The organism is Paenibacillus algorifonticola (assembly GCF_050481745.1).
Taxonomy (GTDB): Bacteria; Bacillota; Bacilli; order Paenibacillales; family Paenibacillaceae; genus Pristimantibacillus; species Pristimantibacillus algorifonticola_A.
In genome coordinates this window covers 22217-37645 of record NZ_JBCNGR010000002.1, presented here as the reverse complement: position 1 = coordinate 37645, position 15429 = coordinate 22217, and the positions used below count along the sequence as shown (strand labels likewise).

Annotated in this window: 13 protein-coding genes and 1 other annotated feature; all 13 genes read left to right on the top strand. The window is 50.5% G+C overall.

The features are described from left to right. Window positions 1-37: 37 nt before the first annotated feature. The 13 genes from ABEW34_RS00460 (at window position 38) to ABEW34_RS00400 (ending at window position 15429) form a co-directional block, all read left to right on the top strand. Window positions 38-1012, top strand: coding sequence for an RluA family pseudouridine synthase (locus ABEW34_RS00460; RefSeq protein ID WP_430153888.1), 975 nt, complete (start codon window positions 38-40; stop codon window positions 1010-1012). A 130-nt stretch (window positions 1013-1142) separates the two neighbouring features. Beyond that, complete coding sequence (locus ABEW34_RS00455; RefSeq protein ID WP_430153885.1) at window positions 1143-2648, top strand: LysM peptidoglycan-binding domain-containing protein; 1506 nt, start codon at window positions 1143-1145, stop codon at window positions 2646-2648. Between the two features lie 156 nt (window positions 2649-2804). Continuing rightward, window positions 2805-3037 (top strand) — a binding site (T-box leader). Window positions 3038-3112: 75 nt separating this feature from the next. Then, window positions 3113-5773 (top strand): valine--tRNA ligase, encoded by a 2661-nt coding sequence (locus tag ABEW34_RS00450; RefSeq protein WP_430153882.1) that lies wholly within the window; start codon window positions 3113-3115, stop codon window positions 5771-5773. A gap of 29 nt (window positions 5774-5802) precedes the next feature. Further along, on the top strand, window positions 5803-7176 hold the full coding sequence (locus tag ABEW34_RS00445; protein WP_430153879.1) for a bifunctional folylpolyglutamate synthase/dihydrofolate synthase: 1374 nt from the start codon (window positions 5803-5805) through the stop codon (window positions 7174-7176). A 7-nt stretch (window positions 7177-7183) separates the two neighbouring features. Continuing rightward, the gene (gene murC / locus ABEW34_RS00440) at window positions 7184-8584 is read left to right on the top strand and encodes a UDP-N-acetylmuramate--L-alanine ligase (protein ID WP_430153877.1); all 1401 of its coding nucleotides are present in this window, start codon (window positions 7184-7186) and stop codon (window positions 8582-8584) included. Window positions 8585-9011: 427 nt separating this feature from the next. Further along, window positions 9012-10487, top strand: a complete 1476-nt coding sequence (locus tag ABEW34_RS00435) for an SPOR domain-containing protein (RefSeq protein WP_430153875.1) — start codon at window positions 9012-9014, stop codon at window positions 10485-10487. A gap of 63 nt (window positions 10488-10550) precedes the next feature. Then, the gene (locus tag ABEW34_RS00430; RefSeq protein ID WP_338555257.1) at window positions 10551-10793 is read left to right on the top strand and encodes a DUF4321 domain-containing protein; all 243 of its coding nucleotides are present in this window, start codon (window positions 10551-10553) and stop codon (window positions 10791-10793) included. 25 nt (window positions 10794-10818) lie between these two features. Beyond that, window positions 10819-11427 (top strand): Maf family protein, encoded by a 609-nt coding sequence (locus tag ABEW34_RS00425; protein ID WP_430153873.1) that lies wholly within the window; start codon window positions 10819-10821, stop codon window positions 11425-11427. A 40-nt stretch (window positions 11428-11467) separates the two neighbouring features. Beyond that, window positions 11468-12157 (top strand): RadC family protein, encoded by a 690-nt coding sequence (gene radC / locus ABEW34_RS00420; protein WP_430153870.1) that lies wholly within the window; start codon window positions 11468-11470, stop codon window positions 12155-12157. Between the two features lie 42 nt (window positions 12158-12199). Beyond that, complete coding sequence (locus tag ABEW34_RS00415; protein ID WP_099521294.1) at window positions 12200-13234, top strand: rod shape-determining protein; 1035 nt, start codon at window positions 12200-12202, stop codon at window positions 13232-13234. An 88-nt stretch (window positions 13235-13322) separates the two neighbouring features. Next, window positions 13323-14168, top strand: coding sequence for a rod shape-determining protein MreC (gene mreC / locus ABEW34_RS00410; protein ID WP_430153868.1), 846 nt, complete (start codon window positions 13323-13325; stop codon window positions 14166-14168). Next, window positions 14165-14698, top strand: coding sequence for a rod shape-determining protein MreD (mreD, locus tag ABEW34_RS00405; RefSeq protein ID WP_430153865.1), 534 nt, complete (start codon window positions 14165-14167; stop codon window positions 14696-14698). The genes mreC and mreD overlap by 4 nt, the downstream gene beginning before the upstream one ends. A 62-nt stretch (window positions 14699-14760) precedes the next feature. Next, entirely contained in the window at window positions 14761-15429 is a 669-nt protein-coding gene (locus tag ABEW34_RS00400; protein ID WP_430154118.1) for a septum site-determining protein MinC, read from the top strand.

Here is a 15429-nt window from a genome sequence, read left to right as displayed (position 1 = left end):
TTAGGCGATTGCATTCGAAAATAGGAGGTTTCATTCCATGCCAATGCTTCACTATAAGCGGGCGGGGGAGTGGCTTGAGCTGGATTGGCAGGAGCTGTCAGAAGGCTCATGGTCTGCACCAAATTATGACGGGCAACCTGGAGAACGCACCGGAGCATTAGAGGCCAGCAGTCATCCGCATCAAGTGCGGCAGTGGCTGCTGGCCCGTTCTCTTTTTCCAGAAAAATGGATCAATCGGCTGTTCTCCGTCGGGGGCATCCGCTTTGATGGACAGCGTCTGGGCTTGCTCGCCTTTCCGGCTGCGAACCCGCTTAGTGATTCCTTGTACCGTCAAGCGAAGCTGTCGCAAGGCAGTCCCGTTCCAACTGTTCTTTTCGAGGATGATTTTTGCCTCGTGCTTTATAAGGACGCAGGCATGCCTGTACATGGCACAGGTGCCAATCAGGCGGGAACGCTGGATGAAGCGGCGGCTCGTCATATGCTGCTGCAAGGAGATCCGCTGCCTGTCCGCCACATCCACCGTCTCGATGAAGATACATCGGGCCCCGTGCTTTATTCCAAAAATGATTTCGCCCAGTGGAAGCTGGACGAAGCGATGCGCCGCAAGGCGATTGACCGCCGCTATATGGCGTTTGTTCAAGGACGGCTGCGTCCGCCTGCGGGCACCGTTGATGCTCCGATTGGCAAGGACCGCCATCATCGCTCCAGACGGCGTGTGGCCCAGGGCGGCGATGCCGCTGTCACCCATTATGAAACGGCCGAGAACTATGCAGCCGCTACGCTGGTCCGTTTGCAGCTGGAGACGGGACGAACGCATCAAATTCGCGTTCATATGAGCCATTTGGGCCATCCCCTGCTTGGCGATTCGCTTTATGGCGGCTCTGTGCAATTGCTGAAGACGCAGGCGCTGCATGGCGAACGCCTTATTTTTGCCCATCCGTGGACAGATTTGCCTGTGGAAGTTGCGGCGCCTGAGCCCGATTGGCTTACTGAATTGCGGGCTAAATTGTAGCTGCTGCAAAAGATAGTCATGCTCTCCCCCCTATGCCCATATAGATAATTAGTGAGAGTAGCATTTTTAGCCCAAGCATTGTCTAAGAGTTGCGACGAAATGGGTCAGTATAGGGAGGGAGGACTTGAGCGTGACGGATCAAACGAAAGGCTTGCGCTTTGACGTGTATGAACGCGTGCATCTGTCGGATGAAGTTGCCGATATCGATGAGCTGGAAGAAATTGAGCTTGTGCCTCGCATTCAGGTTGTTGAACAGGGGGATCATGCGGTTTTGAAAGGCCAGCTGCTGCTAAGCGGGGTATATCGCAGTACGAACGAAGCGGCTCCGCTTCAGGCACTGGAGCATTTCATCCCCGTCGAAATTACGATGCCGCTGAACCGGATTTCACGGCTGGACGATGTGACGGTGGAAATTGATAATTTCGACGTGGATTTGCTTTCCTCGCGAACGCTAAACATTACCGGTGTGCTGTCGCTGCGCGGCATTCTTGTGGAGCCGCAGCAGGAACTGGAGGAAGCGTGGCGCGAGGAGCCATTCACCGTCGTCCATGATCGCGTAGATACGAGCCAGGCTTCGGTCGAAGAGGCGCCTCAGTATAGTAGCAGCGAACCATTTGCTGCTGACGAGGATGATGAAGCTGATCAGGCCGCTTTGGGATTGCAAGCTGAGCCATATTTTACTGGACAGGAAGAGCAATTGCCTTTCAGGGGTGAGCAGGTTCAGAATCAAGAGTATAATGAGGCTCAAGAGTTTAATGGAGTTCAACAGTTCGCTGAGTCTGACTCCGAGATTGAGGCTTACAATGCTTATAATGCTTATAATGAGCGGGCGTATGAAGCGGCTGACGAAAGCGAGAAAGCAGAAGGGCCGGAGGCTGGCGTTACGATCTCGCCTTCGCCGCGTGATGCAGGCTGGTCGGCAGCAGAGTGGTTTCAGGGGCAGGGTCATTCCGGGACGCAGCCGAGCTTTAACGCTAATTACAATCCACCGTCTGCTTTTGAGCAGCAGCCAGCCGTAACGGGGCTTGGTCATGGCATTGCGCAGGATAGGCAGCAGGGAGCTTCTGCCTATCAACAGGCGGAGGATTTTGGCTGGAGCCCGGGGGGACAACCGAAGCAGGCAGAGGAGCCTTACATTCCGACGGGAGCAGAGCAGAGCAGCGATACATCCCCGTGGCAGGATAGCGAGCAGGAGCGTTTGAGTCAGTGGCAGGAGTCGGAGGAAGCAGGTTCGGAGCAGCAAGTGGAGCCGGAGAAGCAGGAGATGCGCATTGCCTTTGGCAGCAAGGCGCCGGAAGCAACTGGAGCTCCCGCATCAGGCGTCGGGCTTGTGACGCTTCTGCAAACGAGCAAGCGTGAGCAATTGGCGCGGCAGGCTGAGCAGGAGGCGGCGGATTATGCGCTTGAGCAAACGAAGGCTCAGCAACCTGCAGGCGATGAAATCGAGTGGCGCAATTTATTTTTGAAGCAATCCGATGAGCATGAATTCCGTAAAATCCGGGTATGCATTGTGCAGCGCGATGAGACGCTTGATTCCATTGCAGTGCGCTATAGCTTGAACCCGCGAGAGATTTTGCTGTACAACGGCTTGAATGAGTCGGCGGTAGAGGAAGGGCAGCTGCTTTATATTCCGTAGCGACAGGCTGTTAAATAAAAGGAGCTTTGATCTGTGAAATAGCAGTCAAAGCTCTTTTTTATGTGCCCAGCAAGTATAAAAGAGCTTGAATGTGCCTTGTTGTTTGACTTTTTTTCACAAAGAGTATATTATTAAATAAATATGTCTTAAAGTCAACGAACGACGTTGAAGGGGAAGAGTACGCAGCCAAGCCTTCAGAGAGCGGAGCCGTTAGTGCTGAGAGTTCCGCAGGATTTTACTCGTACAAGTCGCCCTGGAGTTGCTTGAATCAAGCGGATCGCTATTCGTTAATTCAAGCCGGCCACAGCCGTTATCTGTTTGAGTGCCGTGCAGCTGCAAGACGCGCGGAACAAAGGTGGTACCACGGAAGCTAACCTTTCGTCCTTTGCTATAAGGGCGGAAGGTTTTTTTGTATTCAAAATTAAGTATGGATGCCATTATGCGATTTGTGGAGGATGGAGCTTATGTCTGAAAATCAAACGACGCCGGCGATGCCGACGACCTACGACCCGAAAGCCGCTGAATTGAAGTGGTATGACTTCTGGATGGATGGAAAATTTTTTGAAGCGGGCAAGCGCCCAGAGGCCAAGACCTATACGATCGTTATTCCCCCGCCGAACGTAACGGGAATTTTGCACATTGGGCATGCGCTCGATTTCACTTTGCAGGATATTCTCATTCGCTTTAAGCGGATGCAGGGCTTTGATGCTTTGTGGCTGCCAGGAACGGATCACGCAGGTATTGCCACACAGACGAAAGTGGAGCAGAAGCTCCGCGAGCAAGGACAATCCCGCTACGATCTCGGACGCGAGGCTTTTTTGGAGCAGGTGTGGGATTGGAAGGAGCAATATGCGGGAACGATTCGCGGCCAATGGGCCAAAATGGGGCTATCGCTTGATTATTCGCGCGAACGCTTCACGCTTGACGAGGGGCTGTCGAAGGCTGTGCGCGAGGTGTTTGTACAGCTTTACAAGAAGGGCCTCATTTACCGCGGCAAAAAAATCATCAACTGGGACCCGGCTGCGAGAACGGCTTTGTCCGATATTGAGGTGGAGCATAAAGAGCTGAACGGTCATTTGTACCATTTGCAATATCCTTTGAAGGACGGCTCAGGGCATATTACGGTTGCGACAACGCGCCCGGAAACGATGCTGGGCGATAGCGCGGTTGCTGTTCATCCTGAAGATGAGCGTTATCAGCACCTGATTGGTCAAATGATCGTATTGCCGGTTATTGGACGTGAAATTCCGATTATTGGCGACGAATACGTAGACAAGGAATTTGGCTCCGGGGCTGTGAAAATTACGCCAGCCCATGATCCGAATGACTTCGAGGTAGGCCTTCGTCATGACCTGCCGCAAATAATCGTTATGGACGAGTCCGGCAAGATGAATGCTGAAGCTGGCCCTTATGCGGGATTAGACCGTTTTGACTGCCGCAAGCAGCTCGTGAAGGATTTACAGGAGCAAGGCGTATGCATTCAAATCGAGGATCACGTGCATCAGGTTGGTCACAGCGAGCGCAGCGGTGCGGTAGTTGAACCGTATTTGTCAACGCAATGGTTCGTTGAAATGAAGCCGCTCGCTGAGCAGGCAATTAAAGCGCAAAAGTCCAGCGACGGTGTAACATTCGTTCCGGATCGTTTTGAGAAAATTTATTTGCACTGGATTGAAAATGTACACGACTGGTGTATTTCCCGTCAGCTGTGGTGGGGACATCGTATTCCGGCCTGGTATTGCGACGCCTGCGGTGAAATGCATGTAGACCATGAAGAAGTAACAAGCTGTTCGTCTTGTGGTGGCACGGAGCTGCGCCAGGACGAGGATGTTTTGGATACATGGTTCAGCTCGGGTCTATGGCCGTTCTCGACGCTTGGCTGGCCAGAGCAGACCGAGGACTTAAAACGCTTCTATCCGACGAATGTTTTGGTGACGGGCTATGACATTATCTTTTTCTGGGTATCTCGAATGATATTTACTGCACTCGAGTTCACAGATCAAAAGCCGTTTAAGGACGTGCTGATTCATGGTCTCGTACGCGATGCGAACGGCAATAAAATGTCCAAGTCGCTTGGCAACGGCGTCGATCCGCTCGAAGTCATTGAACAGTACGGCGCAGATGCGATGCGTTATATGCTTTCGACAGGCAGCACGCCGGGGCAGGATCTGCGCTTCCGCTTTGAAAAGGTCGAGCAGTCGCGCAACTTTGCCAATAAAATTTGGAATGCGTCGCGCTTTGCACTGATGAATTTGGAAGGCTTCAACGCAAGCGACATTAATATTACCGGCAAGCTGGGTACGGCGGATCGCTGGATTTTGCACCGTCTGAACGAAACGGTTCGCGAAGTAACCCGCTTGATGGACAACTACGAGTTCGGAGAAACGGGCCGCCAGTTGTACAACTTCATTTGGGATGACCTGTGTGACTGGTACATTGAGTTTGCGAAGCTTAACCTTTATGGCAGCGATGAAGAAGCGAAGCAAGCGACTAAATCGGTACTCGCTTATGTGCTTGATCGCACGCAGCGTCTGATTCATCCGTTTATGCCTTACATCAGTGAGGAAATTTGGCAGCATCTGCCGCATGAAGGAGAGACGATTACGCTTGCAGCATGGCCGGAATACGATGCTGCGCTGGAAGCGCCTGAAGCGGTGAAGGAAATGGAGCTGCTGATGGATATTATCCGTTCAGTGCGTAACGTTCGCGCGGAAGTAAACGTGCCGATGAGCAAAAAAATCGAACTGTTGATTAAGCCGACGAGCGAAGCCGAGGCGATCATTTTGACCCGCAATGATGAATTTGTCCGCCGGTTCTGCGGAACCTCGAAGCTGGAGGCAGGTCTTGCGTTAACAGCTCCGGATAAGGCGATGAGCAGTATTGTTACGGGTGCGGAGCTGTACTTCCCGCTAGCAGGGCTGATTGATATTTCGCAGGAAATTGCCCGCCTTGAAAAAGAGCTTGCCACGCTGAATGGCGAAGTAACCCGCATTGAGAAGAAGCTCGGCAATGAGGGCTTTGTTGCGAAGGCGCCTGCGAAGGTCATCGAAGAAGAACGCTCCAAAATGAAGGATTATGCGGACAAACGTGATAAGGTTCAAGCTAGAATCGCGGATTTACGAGGATAGACACCGGGAAGAAAGAAGGCGTTTCTACGATGACGAATCAGCTCTCGGGCCAGCCGGAAAGCGGCGGGCTGCAGTCGTACCAGGAAGCAGTAGATTGGATTAATGGTCTTATTCCTTTCGGGATAAGGCCTGGTCTTGAGCGTATCCTGCTCTTAATGGAGCGGCTTAATAATCCACATCGCAGACTGAAATTTATCCATGTGGCTGGAACGAATGGCAAAGGCTCTACCTGTGCTTTTTTGACGAGCACGCTCATTAAATGCGGTTATGATGTAGGTACGTTTACATCGCCATACATTACGAAGTTTACGAATCGTTTTCAATATAATAACGCTGATATTGAAGAGCAGACACTGCTTGAACTGTCGAATGTGCTAAAGCCTGTCGTTGAGGAAATTGCGGCAACCGAGCAGGGCTCTCCGACGATGTTCGAGGTGTCTACGGCGCTGGCCATCTTGTATTTCGCGACGGTAACCTATCCCGATTATGTCGTATGGGAAACGGGGCTTGGCGGACGAATGGACGTTACTAATATTGTGACGCCTGTTCTCTCCATCATTACCAATGTCGGGCATGACCATATGGATCGCCTTGGCGATACGCTGGAGAAGGTAGCGGCGGAAAAGGCAGGCATTATTAAGCCCGGCGTTCCTGTCGTGAGTGCGGTTACGCAGCCAGAAGTGATCGAAGTTATTCGGCAAAAAGCGAACGACAGCAAAAGCTCGCTGTATTTGTTAGGCGAGCAGTTCAGTGAGACGGCGCTTTCGGTTTGCGAGGATGAGCAAACGTTCCGTTTCGATGGGCTTTTCCGCCCTATCCATCCGCTGACGATCACGCTGAACGGCGCTCATCAGCGCACGAATGCAGCGGTTGCAGTGATGGCGCTTGAGGTGCTTCGCCAATATGCGGCTCTTATCGTGGAGGATGATGCGCTGGAGGAGGGGCTGCGCCTTGCGGCATGGCCTGGGCGCCTGGAAATGGTGTCCCATTCCCCGCGTATTCTCATTGATGGAGCACATAATCCTGAGGGAGCACAGACGCTTGCTGCTGCATTAAAAACAACCTATCGCTATGATCGATTAATCCTAATGATGGGTATGCTGGATAATAAGAATCATCGTGAGGTTATGAAGCATATACTGCCAATAGTAGATACGCTAATTGTGACCGAGCCTGATTTTCGCAACAAAAAAGATGCGCAGGCGCTGGCTGATCTCATACGTTCTGTGCAGGGGAATGAGGCTTTTGAGCTGATTGTAGAGCCTGACTGGAAAGCGGCGCTTCAGCAGCTGCAGCATTTGACCGGGGAAACAGACCTTGGGGTTGTGACCGGAACGCTTTATTTAATAGCGGACGTTCGCTCCCTCTTATTGTACAACTCGGATTCTGAAAAAGGTTGGTGAACCGTCTTTGAATACAGCAAAACATGTTCATTTCATCGGAATAGGCGGTTACGGGATGAGTGCTATCGCCCGCGTCATGCTGGAGAAGGGCTATACGGTAACTGGTTCTGATGTCGCTCGTCAGGAACTCACAGAGAAGCTGGTGGCGAAAGGCGCAAAAATCTATATCGGTCATGAACCGGAAAATATTAAAGGTGCTGAGCTTGTTGTTTACTCGACAGCTCTGACCAAAGACAATGTAGAGCGGCGTGCAGCGGAGGCGCTAAATATTCCGGTGCTGCATCGCTCCCAAATGCTTGCCCAGCTGATGAATGAAGGCAAAGGCGTTGCCGTTGCAGGCGCTCATGGCAAGACGACGACCTCGTCGATGATTGCCCTTGTGATGGAAAACTGCGGAACGGATCCAACCTACATTATTGGCGGCGAGATCGTAAACGTGGGTACGAATGCAAAAGCCGGAAGCGGCGAATACGTAGTAGCGGAGGCAGATGAGAGCGATGGCTCCTTCCTGCATTACCATCCGTCGATTTCGATTGTGACCAATATTGAGCCGGATCATCTGGAAAATTATGATGGCGATTTTGGCAAGCTGAAAGATGCCTACGTTCAATTTCTGTCGCAGGTAAAGCAGGATGGCAAAGCTATCGTATGTGCTGACGATGACAATATTAACGAAATCATTAGCAAGCTGTATGCAAGTAAATCACTCGATCCATCTCAGCTCGTTACTTACGGCATTGATGGTGAGGCCCACTATAAAGCAGAGCAAGTCGTGCTGGGTGACCGCAAAGTATCGTTCCAGATGACCCATCTTGGGAAGCTGCTGGGCGAGGTTGAACTGTCTGTACCAGGTAAATATAATGTATATAACGCGATGGCTACTATTATTACCTGTATGGAAGCAGGGCTGCCATTTGCGCAAATTGCGGGTGCCATTCGTGAATTCATTGGAGCGAAGCGTCGTTTCCAGGTGCTCGGCGAAGTAGAGGACATTCTCGTTATTGACGACTATGCCCATCATCCTACCGAGATCAGCGCGACGATCAGTGCTGCCAAAGCGACAGGCAAACGGATCGTAGCTGTGTTCCAGCCGCAGCGCTATACGCGTACCTATTTCCTTCTCGACCAGTTCAGCCGGGCATTTCCGGAGGCGGATGAGGTCATCATTACCGATATTTATTCGCCAGCTGGCGAGCAGCAAATTGAGGGCGTCAACTCGCAGAAGCTGGTTGAGCTGATTAAGACGAACAGCAATGCGAATACGACGTTTATTGCAACAAAGGAAGAAGTGCTGGAGTATTTGAAGTCAGCTGCTTCGGCTGGCGATCTTGTCATCACGATGGGAGCCGGCGATATTTGGAAAACAGCGGATGCTTTGGCTAAATGGTTAAAGGCAGGCCGTAAATAAAGCAGTTGTCCTTTGCATAAGGATCTCCATTAAACGCTGGAAAACGTGAAAATCGTTTTCCAGCGTTTTTTTGGAGCAAAAGGGAGCTGCTCCCAAACGATGGCAATGTCTTTGACGCGATTTAAAACAATCATTCCAATGAGCTACCGCAGCATTTATACGCTGGATACAATTCCCTTTGATTTTTATAGCAAAAAAGGTTGTCGACTGTACGAAACTTGAGGTAAGCTGCGAATGTTATTTAAAATATAAGCATTTATAAGTTCCACACTTATAAATGAGCTTATATTTCACCCTTGAAACGGCAGCTTTGCCACCAAAGGACGGCTTCAGCCGTTTACGCTTGCGTATCCGTTTGTTCATAATCATAAATCTCTTAATTGTCTCATAGAGTAGGAATAGAAGAATGAGACAAGGAGAGAATGACATGAACTCAAAAAACCGCATTACGTACCGTTTCGACCAAGCCGGACAAGCCTCGCGCTCCGAAAACAAGCAGATGGCCACAGCGGAGCCAGCTGTGGAAGTTCCAGTTGCTGCTGCGCAGCTAAGCGCTTCGAAGCAGGGAGATTTTGCGAGAGTCATCCCCCTATATAAAAATACAGCCTCTTATTCAGATGCGCAGTTCAGTCCTTGGAGCACTCAGGTCGACGAGGAGATGGATCAGTTGGAACAGTTGATTCGCGAGTCGGATCATCACTTGCCTGACGAATCTAATACAGTGACAGTTAATCGTACCCATTCGCCTGTCGATTCGTCTATAGCTACGAAAACGTCCAGACATGTCGCAGATAATGAGCCGCCTGTGGGCGTTACTGAAGAGCAGTATCAGACGGGGGATAAGGGAGCCATTCCACCATTTAATGACCTCCAACAGCAGCAGGCTCCTACTTTCGGCGGCTCAAAACGGAGTGGCGATGCAATGGAGCATGGGCCAGAAAATACCCGCTATGGTCGGACTAATGACGGCCAGCGGCATTCGCCTGAGCTTGATCCAGGCAGCCGTCCGGTACGCTCGATACGCAGGCTTGGACATTCGCCATCATGGATCAATGTTTTTTTATCGGTAGCAGGGGCGCTGGCAACGGGGGCATTATTCGGTTATTTGCTGTTGTCTTTATTTTTGGATTCCTCCTCGCTTAGCTCTTCTAATTCTGCCGGCGAGCTGTCGAGCGCGGTAAGCGGTAATCCAGCATCGCAAAATGCGGAAAATGGCTTGGGCACGGGAGCAGGTGCGGGGAATGGCGGAAGCTCAACAGCGCCGCTTAAAACGGTGGAACTGGCCATTCGACCACAGACCTACCATTTGCTGCAATATGGCGTATTTAGCAATTCAGAGGGCAGGGATGCCGCAATGGAGGAGCTGGCTAGCAAGGGACTTGCGTCTGCTGCTGTGACAACAGCAGACGACTACCGGGTATATGCGGGGATGGCAGGCGATCGCAGCAGGGCAATTGCGCTGAGCAAAATGCTGCCTGGTACTGAGGTATATGTGAAGGAGCTTATTGTTCAGGCACCAGAGCAGTTTCCTTTTACAGGGAAGGCGGCAGATGCAAGCCGTTTTTTTGAGCAGACGAATGCCTTGATAAGCATGCTGGATGATTTGGCGCTGGCCCAACTGGAGCAGCCGATTCTTGCGCCACTTGGCGAAAATGCGGCTAAGGCTTGGCGGGCGGAGCATCAAAAATGGACGCTCAGCATAAAGGTGATGGAGTCTGGCCTTCAAGGCGAGGCGGGTAAAGCGTCGATGGGTGCGGTTGTTCAAGCGGTAAATACGGCGGCTTCGTCGCTTACGGAATATGATAAAAATCCTTCTCAGGCGCACTTGTGGTCGGTGCAGCAAGCTCTAATGGAAGCGATCCTGACACAAAAATCTTGGTTTGAGACTATACGCGCATTGTAAACGGAAATCATACTAAGGTATAATAGAGAGCAGTTGTCATTACTTGGCGAGAGGCGTTGAACAATGAAGAAAAACGGCTGGATGTTATTGCTTTTCCTAGTGCTCGGTCTGCTTGCGGGGGCCTTGGTGGCACGCTGGCTGGAGTCGATTCCGGGAATAACTTTCTTGACCAAAGCGATTCAGGCTTCGTGGTCTCCTGCCGTTGATTTATATGTACTGAGCTTTACAATGACGATTAACTTCCAAATTAGCTTATTCAGTATTATTGGTGTTATAGTGGCTATATGGCTTTATCGCAAAATGTAAGTTTAAACGAAGGAGCGCTATACCTATGAATCCGATCAGCCAGTTCGTGCTGGCATCGTCGTCTCCGCGCCGGAAGGAACTGGTCGCCTCTCTTGACCTTTCCTTGCCGGTTTATATTTTGTCCTCGGAAGCGGACGAAAGTGTGCCCTCCGATTGGAGCCCCGAGCAAATTGTAGAACAGCTTTCCTTGCGCAAGGCGCGGGCAACGGCTGAGCTTTTGCGGAAACAGGGGAATACCGAGCCCTCTATCGTCGTTGGCGCGGATACAATTGTCGTTGTGGATGGCCATGTACTGGGCAAGCCAGTGGATGAGGCAGATGCTTTTGCTATGTTGAGCAGCCTACAAGGCAGAGCTCATGAAGTATATACAGGTGTAGCTTGTGTTTTAACGCATAATGGTGAACAATCCTCGGCTCATCGCATGACGAAGGTGCATATGAGGCCGCTTAAGGATGAACAGATTAATCGGTATATAGCTACTGGAGAGCCACATGACAAAGCCGGTTCTTATGGTATTCAAGGCTATGGGGCCACGCTTGTTGAGGGGATCGAGGGCTGTTATTTCAACGTTGTCGGCTTGCCGCTGTCACTGCTGTCAGATATGCTCGCAGCGTATCGCATACATGTATTTTGATCCACGTACTTCAAGCTAACTTACGAAAGCAGGGATGGGCATGGAGCCGCAGCGCCAATTCATTCGTGATGTCCCACAGGAAGAACGTCCAAGAGAGCGATTAATTAAATATGGGGCCGAAGCGCTCAGTCACACGGAATTATTGGCCATTCTTTTGCGAACAGGTACAAAAAAGGAATCAGTTGTCCATCTTGCGGGTAATATCATGAAGGAATGTGGCAATTTGCGCAACTTGATGGATATGAGTCTGGAAGAGCTGACGGCGATTCGCGGCATTGGTCCGGCGAAAGCGATTCAATTGCGTGCAGGACTTGAGCTCGGACGCAGAGTGTCTCGTACAGGCAATGGCGACGTTGTAACGGTGAAGAGGCCAGAGGATGCGGCGAATTATGTCATGGATGAGCTTCGTCATTTGAAAAAGGAGCATTTCGTCTGTCTTTTTCTCAATACGAAAAATCACATTATCGCCCAAGAGACGCTGTCGATGGGCACGCTGAATGCGTCGCTCGTTCATCCGCGGGAAGTATTTCGTGCAGCTATTAAATGCAGCAGCGCCTCGCTCATTTGCGTGCATAATCATCCGAGCGGCGATCCTACGCCAAGTCCTGAAGACATTGCGCTGACGAAGCGGCTCGTCTCTGCTGGCGAGTTGGTAGGCATTGAAGTGCTGGATCATTTGGTTATTGGTGATGGAAGGTTTATTAGTTTGAAGGAACAAGGCTACATGTAATATAATAAGAAGGATTGTGGCATTTCAGAAGGGAGCACTAACATGTTTGGTGGTTTATCGAAAGATCTTGGCATTGACTTGGGAACAGCTAATACGCTTGTATACGTAAAAGGAAAAGGAATTGTCGTGAGGGAGCCGTCTGTGGTAGCCCTGCGTACCGATACGAAAACAATAGAAGCAGTTGGCGAGCAAGCGAAAAAAATGATCGGCAGAACGCCGGGCAATATTCGCGCTGTACGTCCAATGAAGGATGGCGTTATTGCCGACTTTGAAACGACAGCAACGATGATTAAATATTTTATCCGTTCAGCGCAAAAGCAGAAATCTTTGTTTCCGCGCCATCCGAACGTCATGATTTGCGTGCCGTCTGGCATTACTGCAGTGGAGAAGCGCGCTGTTGAAGATGCTGCGAAGCAAGCGGGCGCCCGCGAAGCCTATACGATTGAAGAGCCGTTCGCTGCAGCGATTGGCGCTGATCTGCCAGTTTGGGAACCGACGGGCAGCATGGTCGTTGATATTGGCGGTGGAACGACAGAGGTTGCAGTGATCTCGCTTGGCGGTATTGTAACAAGCCGTTCGATTCGCGTCGCTGGGGATGAAATGGATGAGTCGATTATCCAATATATTAAACGCTTTTACAATTTGATGATTGGGGAGCGTACGGCGGAGCAGCTTAAGATGGATCTGGGTACAGCACTGCCGCTTGATCCGCCGGAATCGGTGGAAATTAGAGGCCGTGATCTCGTATCCGGCTTGCCTAAGACGCTTGCGATAACATCGGATGAAGTAAGCGAAGCGCTTGCGGATACGGTGACAGCGATCGTGGATGCCGTTAAAATTACACTTGAAAAATGCCCGCCAGAGCTATCTGCGGATATTATGGATCGCGGCATTGTACTGACGGGCGGCGGAGCACTGCTTCGCAATCTGGACAAGCTGCTGCAGCGCGAGACAGGCATGCCGGTCATTGTTGCGGACAACCCGCTTGACTGTGTAGCTATAGGTACCGGCCGTTCGCTTGACCATATTCATTTGTTCAAGAGCAGAGGCGGCTCAGGCGGTCGTTCGAGACGCTAGAAGAGCTTTCCGTCTATTAGGCAAAAAATGAAAATGTGATTAGAACAGGCAGGTGATCGAGCTGTTTAAGCTGTTTAGAAATAAGCGCATGTTTATGCTTATGTTCGGGTTTATTCTGTTCATTGTGGTCATCGGCTTCTCGCTAAGTGACCGTAAGGAGCTGAGTATGCCGGAGAAGTTTATCGGAGATTCAGTCGGATTCGTTCAGCAATGGTTTTATGTGCCCGCTGCTTCAATAGCGGGTTTCTTTGAGGATATTGGCAAACTCCGGACGATTTATGAAGAGAATGAGTACCTTAGACTGACAGCAGCGGCTTATGCCCGCGACAAAATCGGCTATAACTTTTTGCAGGAAGAAAATGAGAGTTTGCAGAAAAAGCTGAATTTTACAGAGCAGCAGAAAAAAATTAACAATTATAACTACCGGATTGCCCATGTCATTGCCATTGACAATAATCCATACAGCAAGACGCTGGAAATCAATTTAGGCTCGCTGAATGGCATCAAGCAGAACATGGCAGTTACGACAATTGACGGTATTATCGGTATTATCAGCCAAGTAAGGCCGAATACGGCAACCGTGATGCCGATTACGGAGCTGGATGACAAGTCGCCGACTTCCAATGCGATTGCGGCGACGATTCTTGGCAAAAGCGACTCTTTCGGGATGGTTACCAGCTATGATGATGAGACGCAGCGGTTGATTATGACGAGAATCGCCGAGAACGACAAAATGATTGTGGGCGACCTGGTTGTTACTTCTGGGAGCGACAGCGTTTATCCGCGTGGTCTTGTAATTGGAACAGTAGAGACGAAGGAAGAAGGCAACTTTGGCTTGACGTATACGGCTTCTATTGAGATGGCAGCTAATTTGAACCAGCTTAAAGAGGTGTTTGTCGTCGAGGTCGCTGCATCGGAGGATGCGGGCAAATGAGTATGATGAGCACAAATCGGCTTATCCTGCTGTTGTTTCTGCTTTTTATTATAGAAGGCAGCGTTATGCCCTGGATCATTCCGGCGGATTATTCGAGTAAAATTATCCCGCATTTCAGTTTTGTCTTTATCTTGTATGCTGCTCTGTATAGCGGTCGCCATCGCGCATTGATGTTTGGTTTAGGTATCGGACTTATTCAGGATATCGTCTATTACGGTCATTTGCTCGGCGTCCATACGTTTATGATGGGGCTGATCGGCTACTTTGCCGGACTGCTGTTCGATCGCCGCCGCAGCACGCTGCTTACTTGCCTTTCCGTCATTGGCTTTGCATGCATCGCATACGATTCAGCCGTTTATTTCATTTATTCGCTTTTCCGGTTGACGGAGGAGTCGTATGCCTACGCGCTGCTGGATCATATTTTACCTAGCTTATTTTTGCAGCTTGCCTTTGCCCTGATTATTTATGTGCCTGTTCGAAAGCTGTATGAGCAGGATGCGAAGCTTAATCAGGACCAGGATGAGGAATAAATTGGCGGATAAAGCAGGAATTCGATTGTTTCGAAAAGAATGCAATACGTTGGGGAGGGACAATCGTGGCCGAAAAGCAGCATATTATGATTAAAGGCGTCAAGGAAGGTCTCGTGTTCCTTCTCGACGATAGTTGTGAGCTTGATTTATTACTTGATGAGCTGCACTACAAGCTGGAGAAAACCCATCAGCAGCTGCTCACCGGCCCGCTCGTACACGTCCATGTCAAGCTGGGAGCTAGACAGCTTGGCGATGAGGATAAAGAACGGATTCGAACGGTAATTCGCGCGCAGGGCAATCTGATTGTACAATCGGTGGAATCGGAGTCCGCGACAGGCAGCCAGCCGTCGCAATCGCCACCGGGCATTCAGCTCATTAGCGGAATTATTCGATCGGGTCAAACGATGGAGCGTGAAGGCGATTTGCTGCTGACGGGGGATGTAAACCCGGGTGGAACGATTATAAGCACCGGCGATATTTATGTGATGGGCGCGCTGCGCGGCGTTGCTCATGCGGGTGTGAACGGCCGAACGGATGTTATTATTGCGGCATCGCTGATGCGGCCGACGCAATTGCGAATAGCAGATATCATTAGCAGGCCGCCGGAGGAATGGATGTCGGGCGATCCGGCGATGGAGTTTGCTTTTTTGAATGAGGGAACGATGCAAATGGATAAAATTTCGCAATTATACCGTTTACGCAATAATCCGATTATGTTAAGAGGGGTGTAA

Bases quoted from the DNA above. Each gene is read 5' to 3' on its own strand.
- ABEW34_RS00460 (WP_430153888.1), top strand. From the start codon at position 38: ATGCCAATGCTTCACTATAAGCGGGCGGGGGAGTGGCTTGAGCTGGAT.
- ABEW34_RS00450 (WP_430153882.1), top strand. From the start codon at position 3,113: ATGTCTGAAAATCAAACGACGCCGGCGATGCCGACGACCTACGACCCG.
- ABEW34_RS00445 (WP_430153879.1), top strand. From the start codon at position 5,803: ATGACGAATCAGCTCTCGGGCCAGCCGGAAAGCGGCGGGCTGCAGTCG.
- ABEW34_RS00435 (WP_430153875.1), top strand. From the start codon at position 9,012: ATGAACTCAAAAAACCGCATTACGTACCGTTTCGACCAAGCCGGACAA.
- ABEW34_RS00430 (WP_338555257.1), top strand. From the start codon at position 10,551: ATGAAGAAAAACGGCTGGATGTTATTGCTTTTCCTAGTGCTCGGTCTG.
- ABEW34_RS00425 (WP_430153873.1), top strand. From the start codon at position 10,819: ATGAATCCGATCAGCCAGTTCGTGCTGGCATCGTCGTCTCCGCGCCGG.
- radC (WP_430153870.1), top strand. From the start codon at position 11,468: ATGGAGCCGCAGCGCCAATTCATTCGTGATGTCCCACAGGAAGAACGT.
- ABEW34_RS00415 (WP_099521294.1), top strand. From the start codon at position 12,200: ATGTTTGGTGGTTTATCGAAAGATCTTGGCATTGACTTGGGAACAGCT.
- mreC (WP_430153868.1), top strand. From the start codon at position 13,323: ATGTTTATGCTTATGTTCGGGTTTATTCTGTTCATTGTGGTCATCGGC.
- mreD (WP_430153865.1), top strand. From the start codon at position 14,165: ATGAGTATGATGAGCACAAATCGGCTTATCCTGCTGTTGTTTCTGCTT.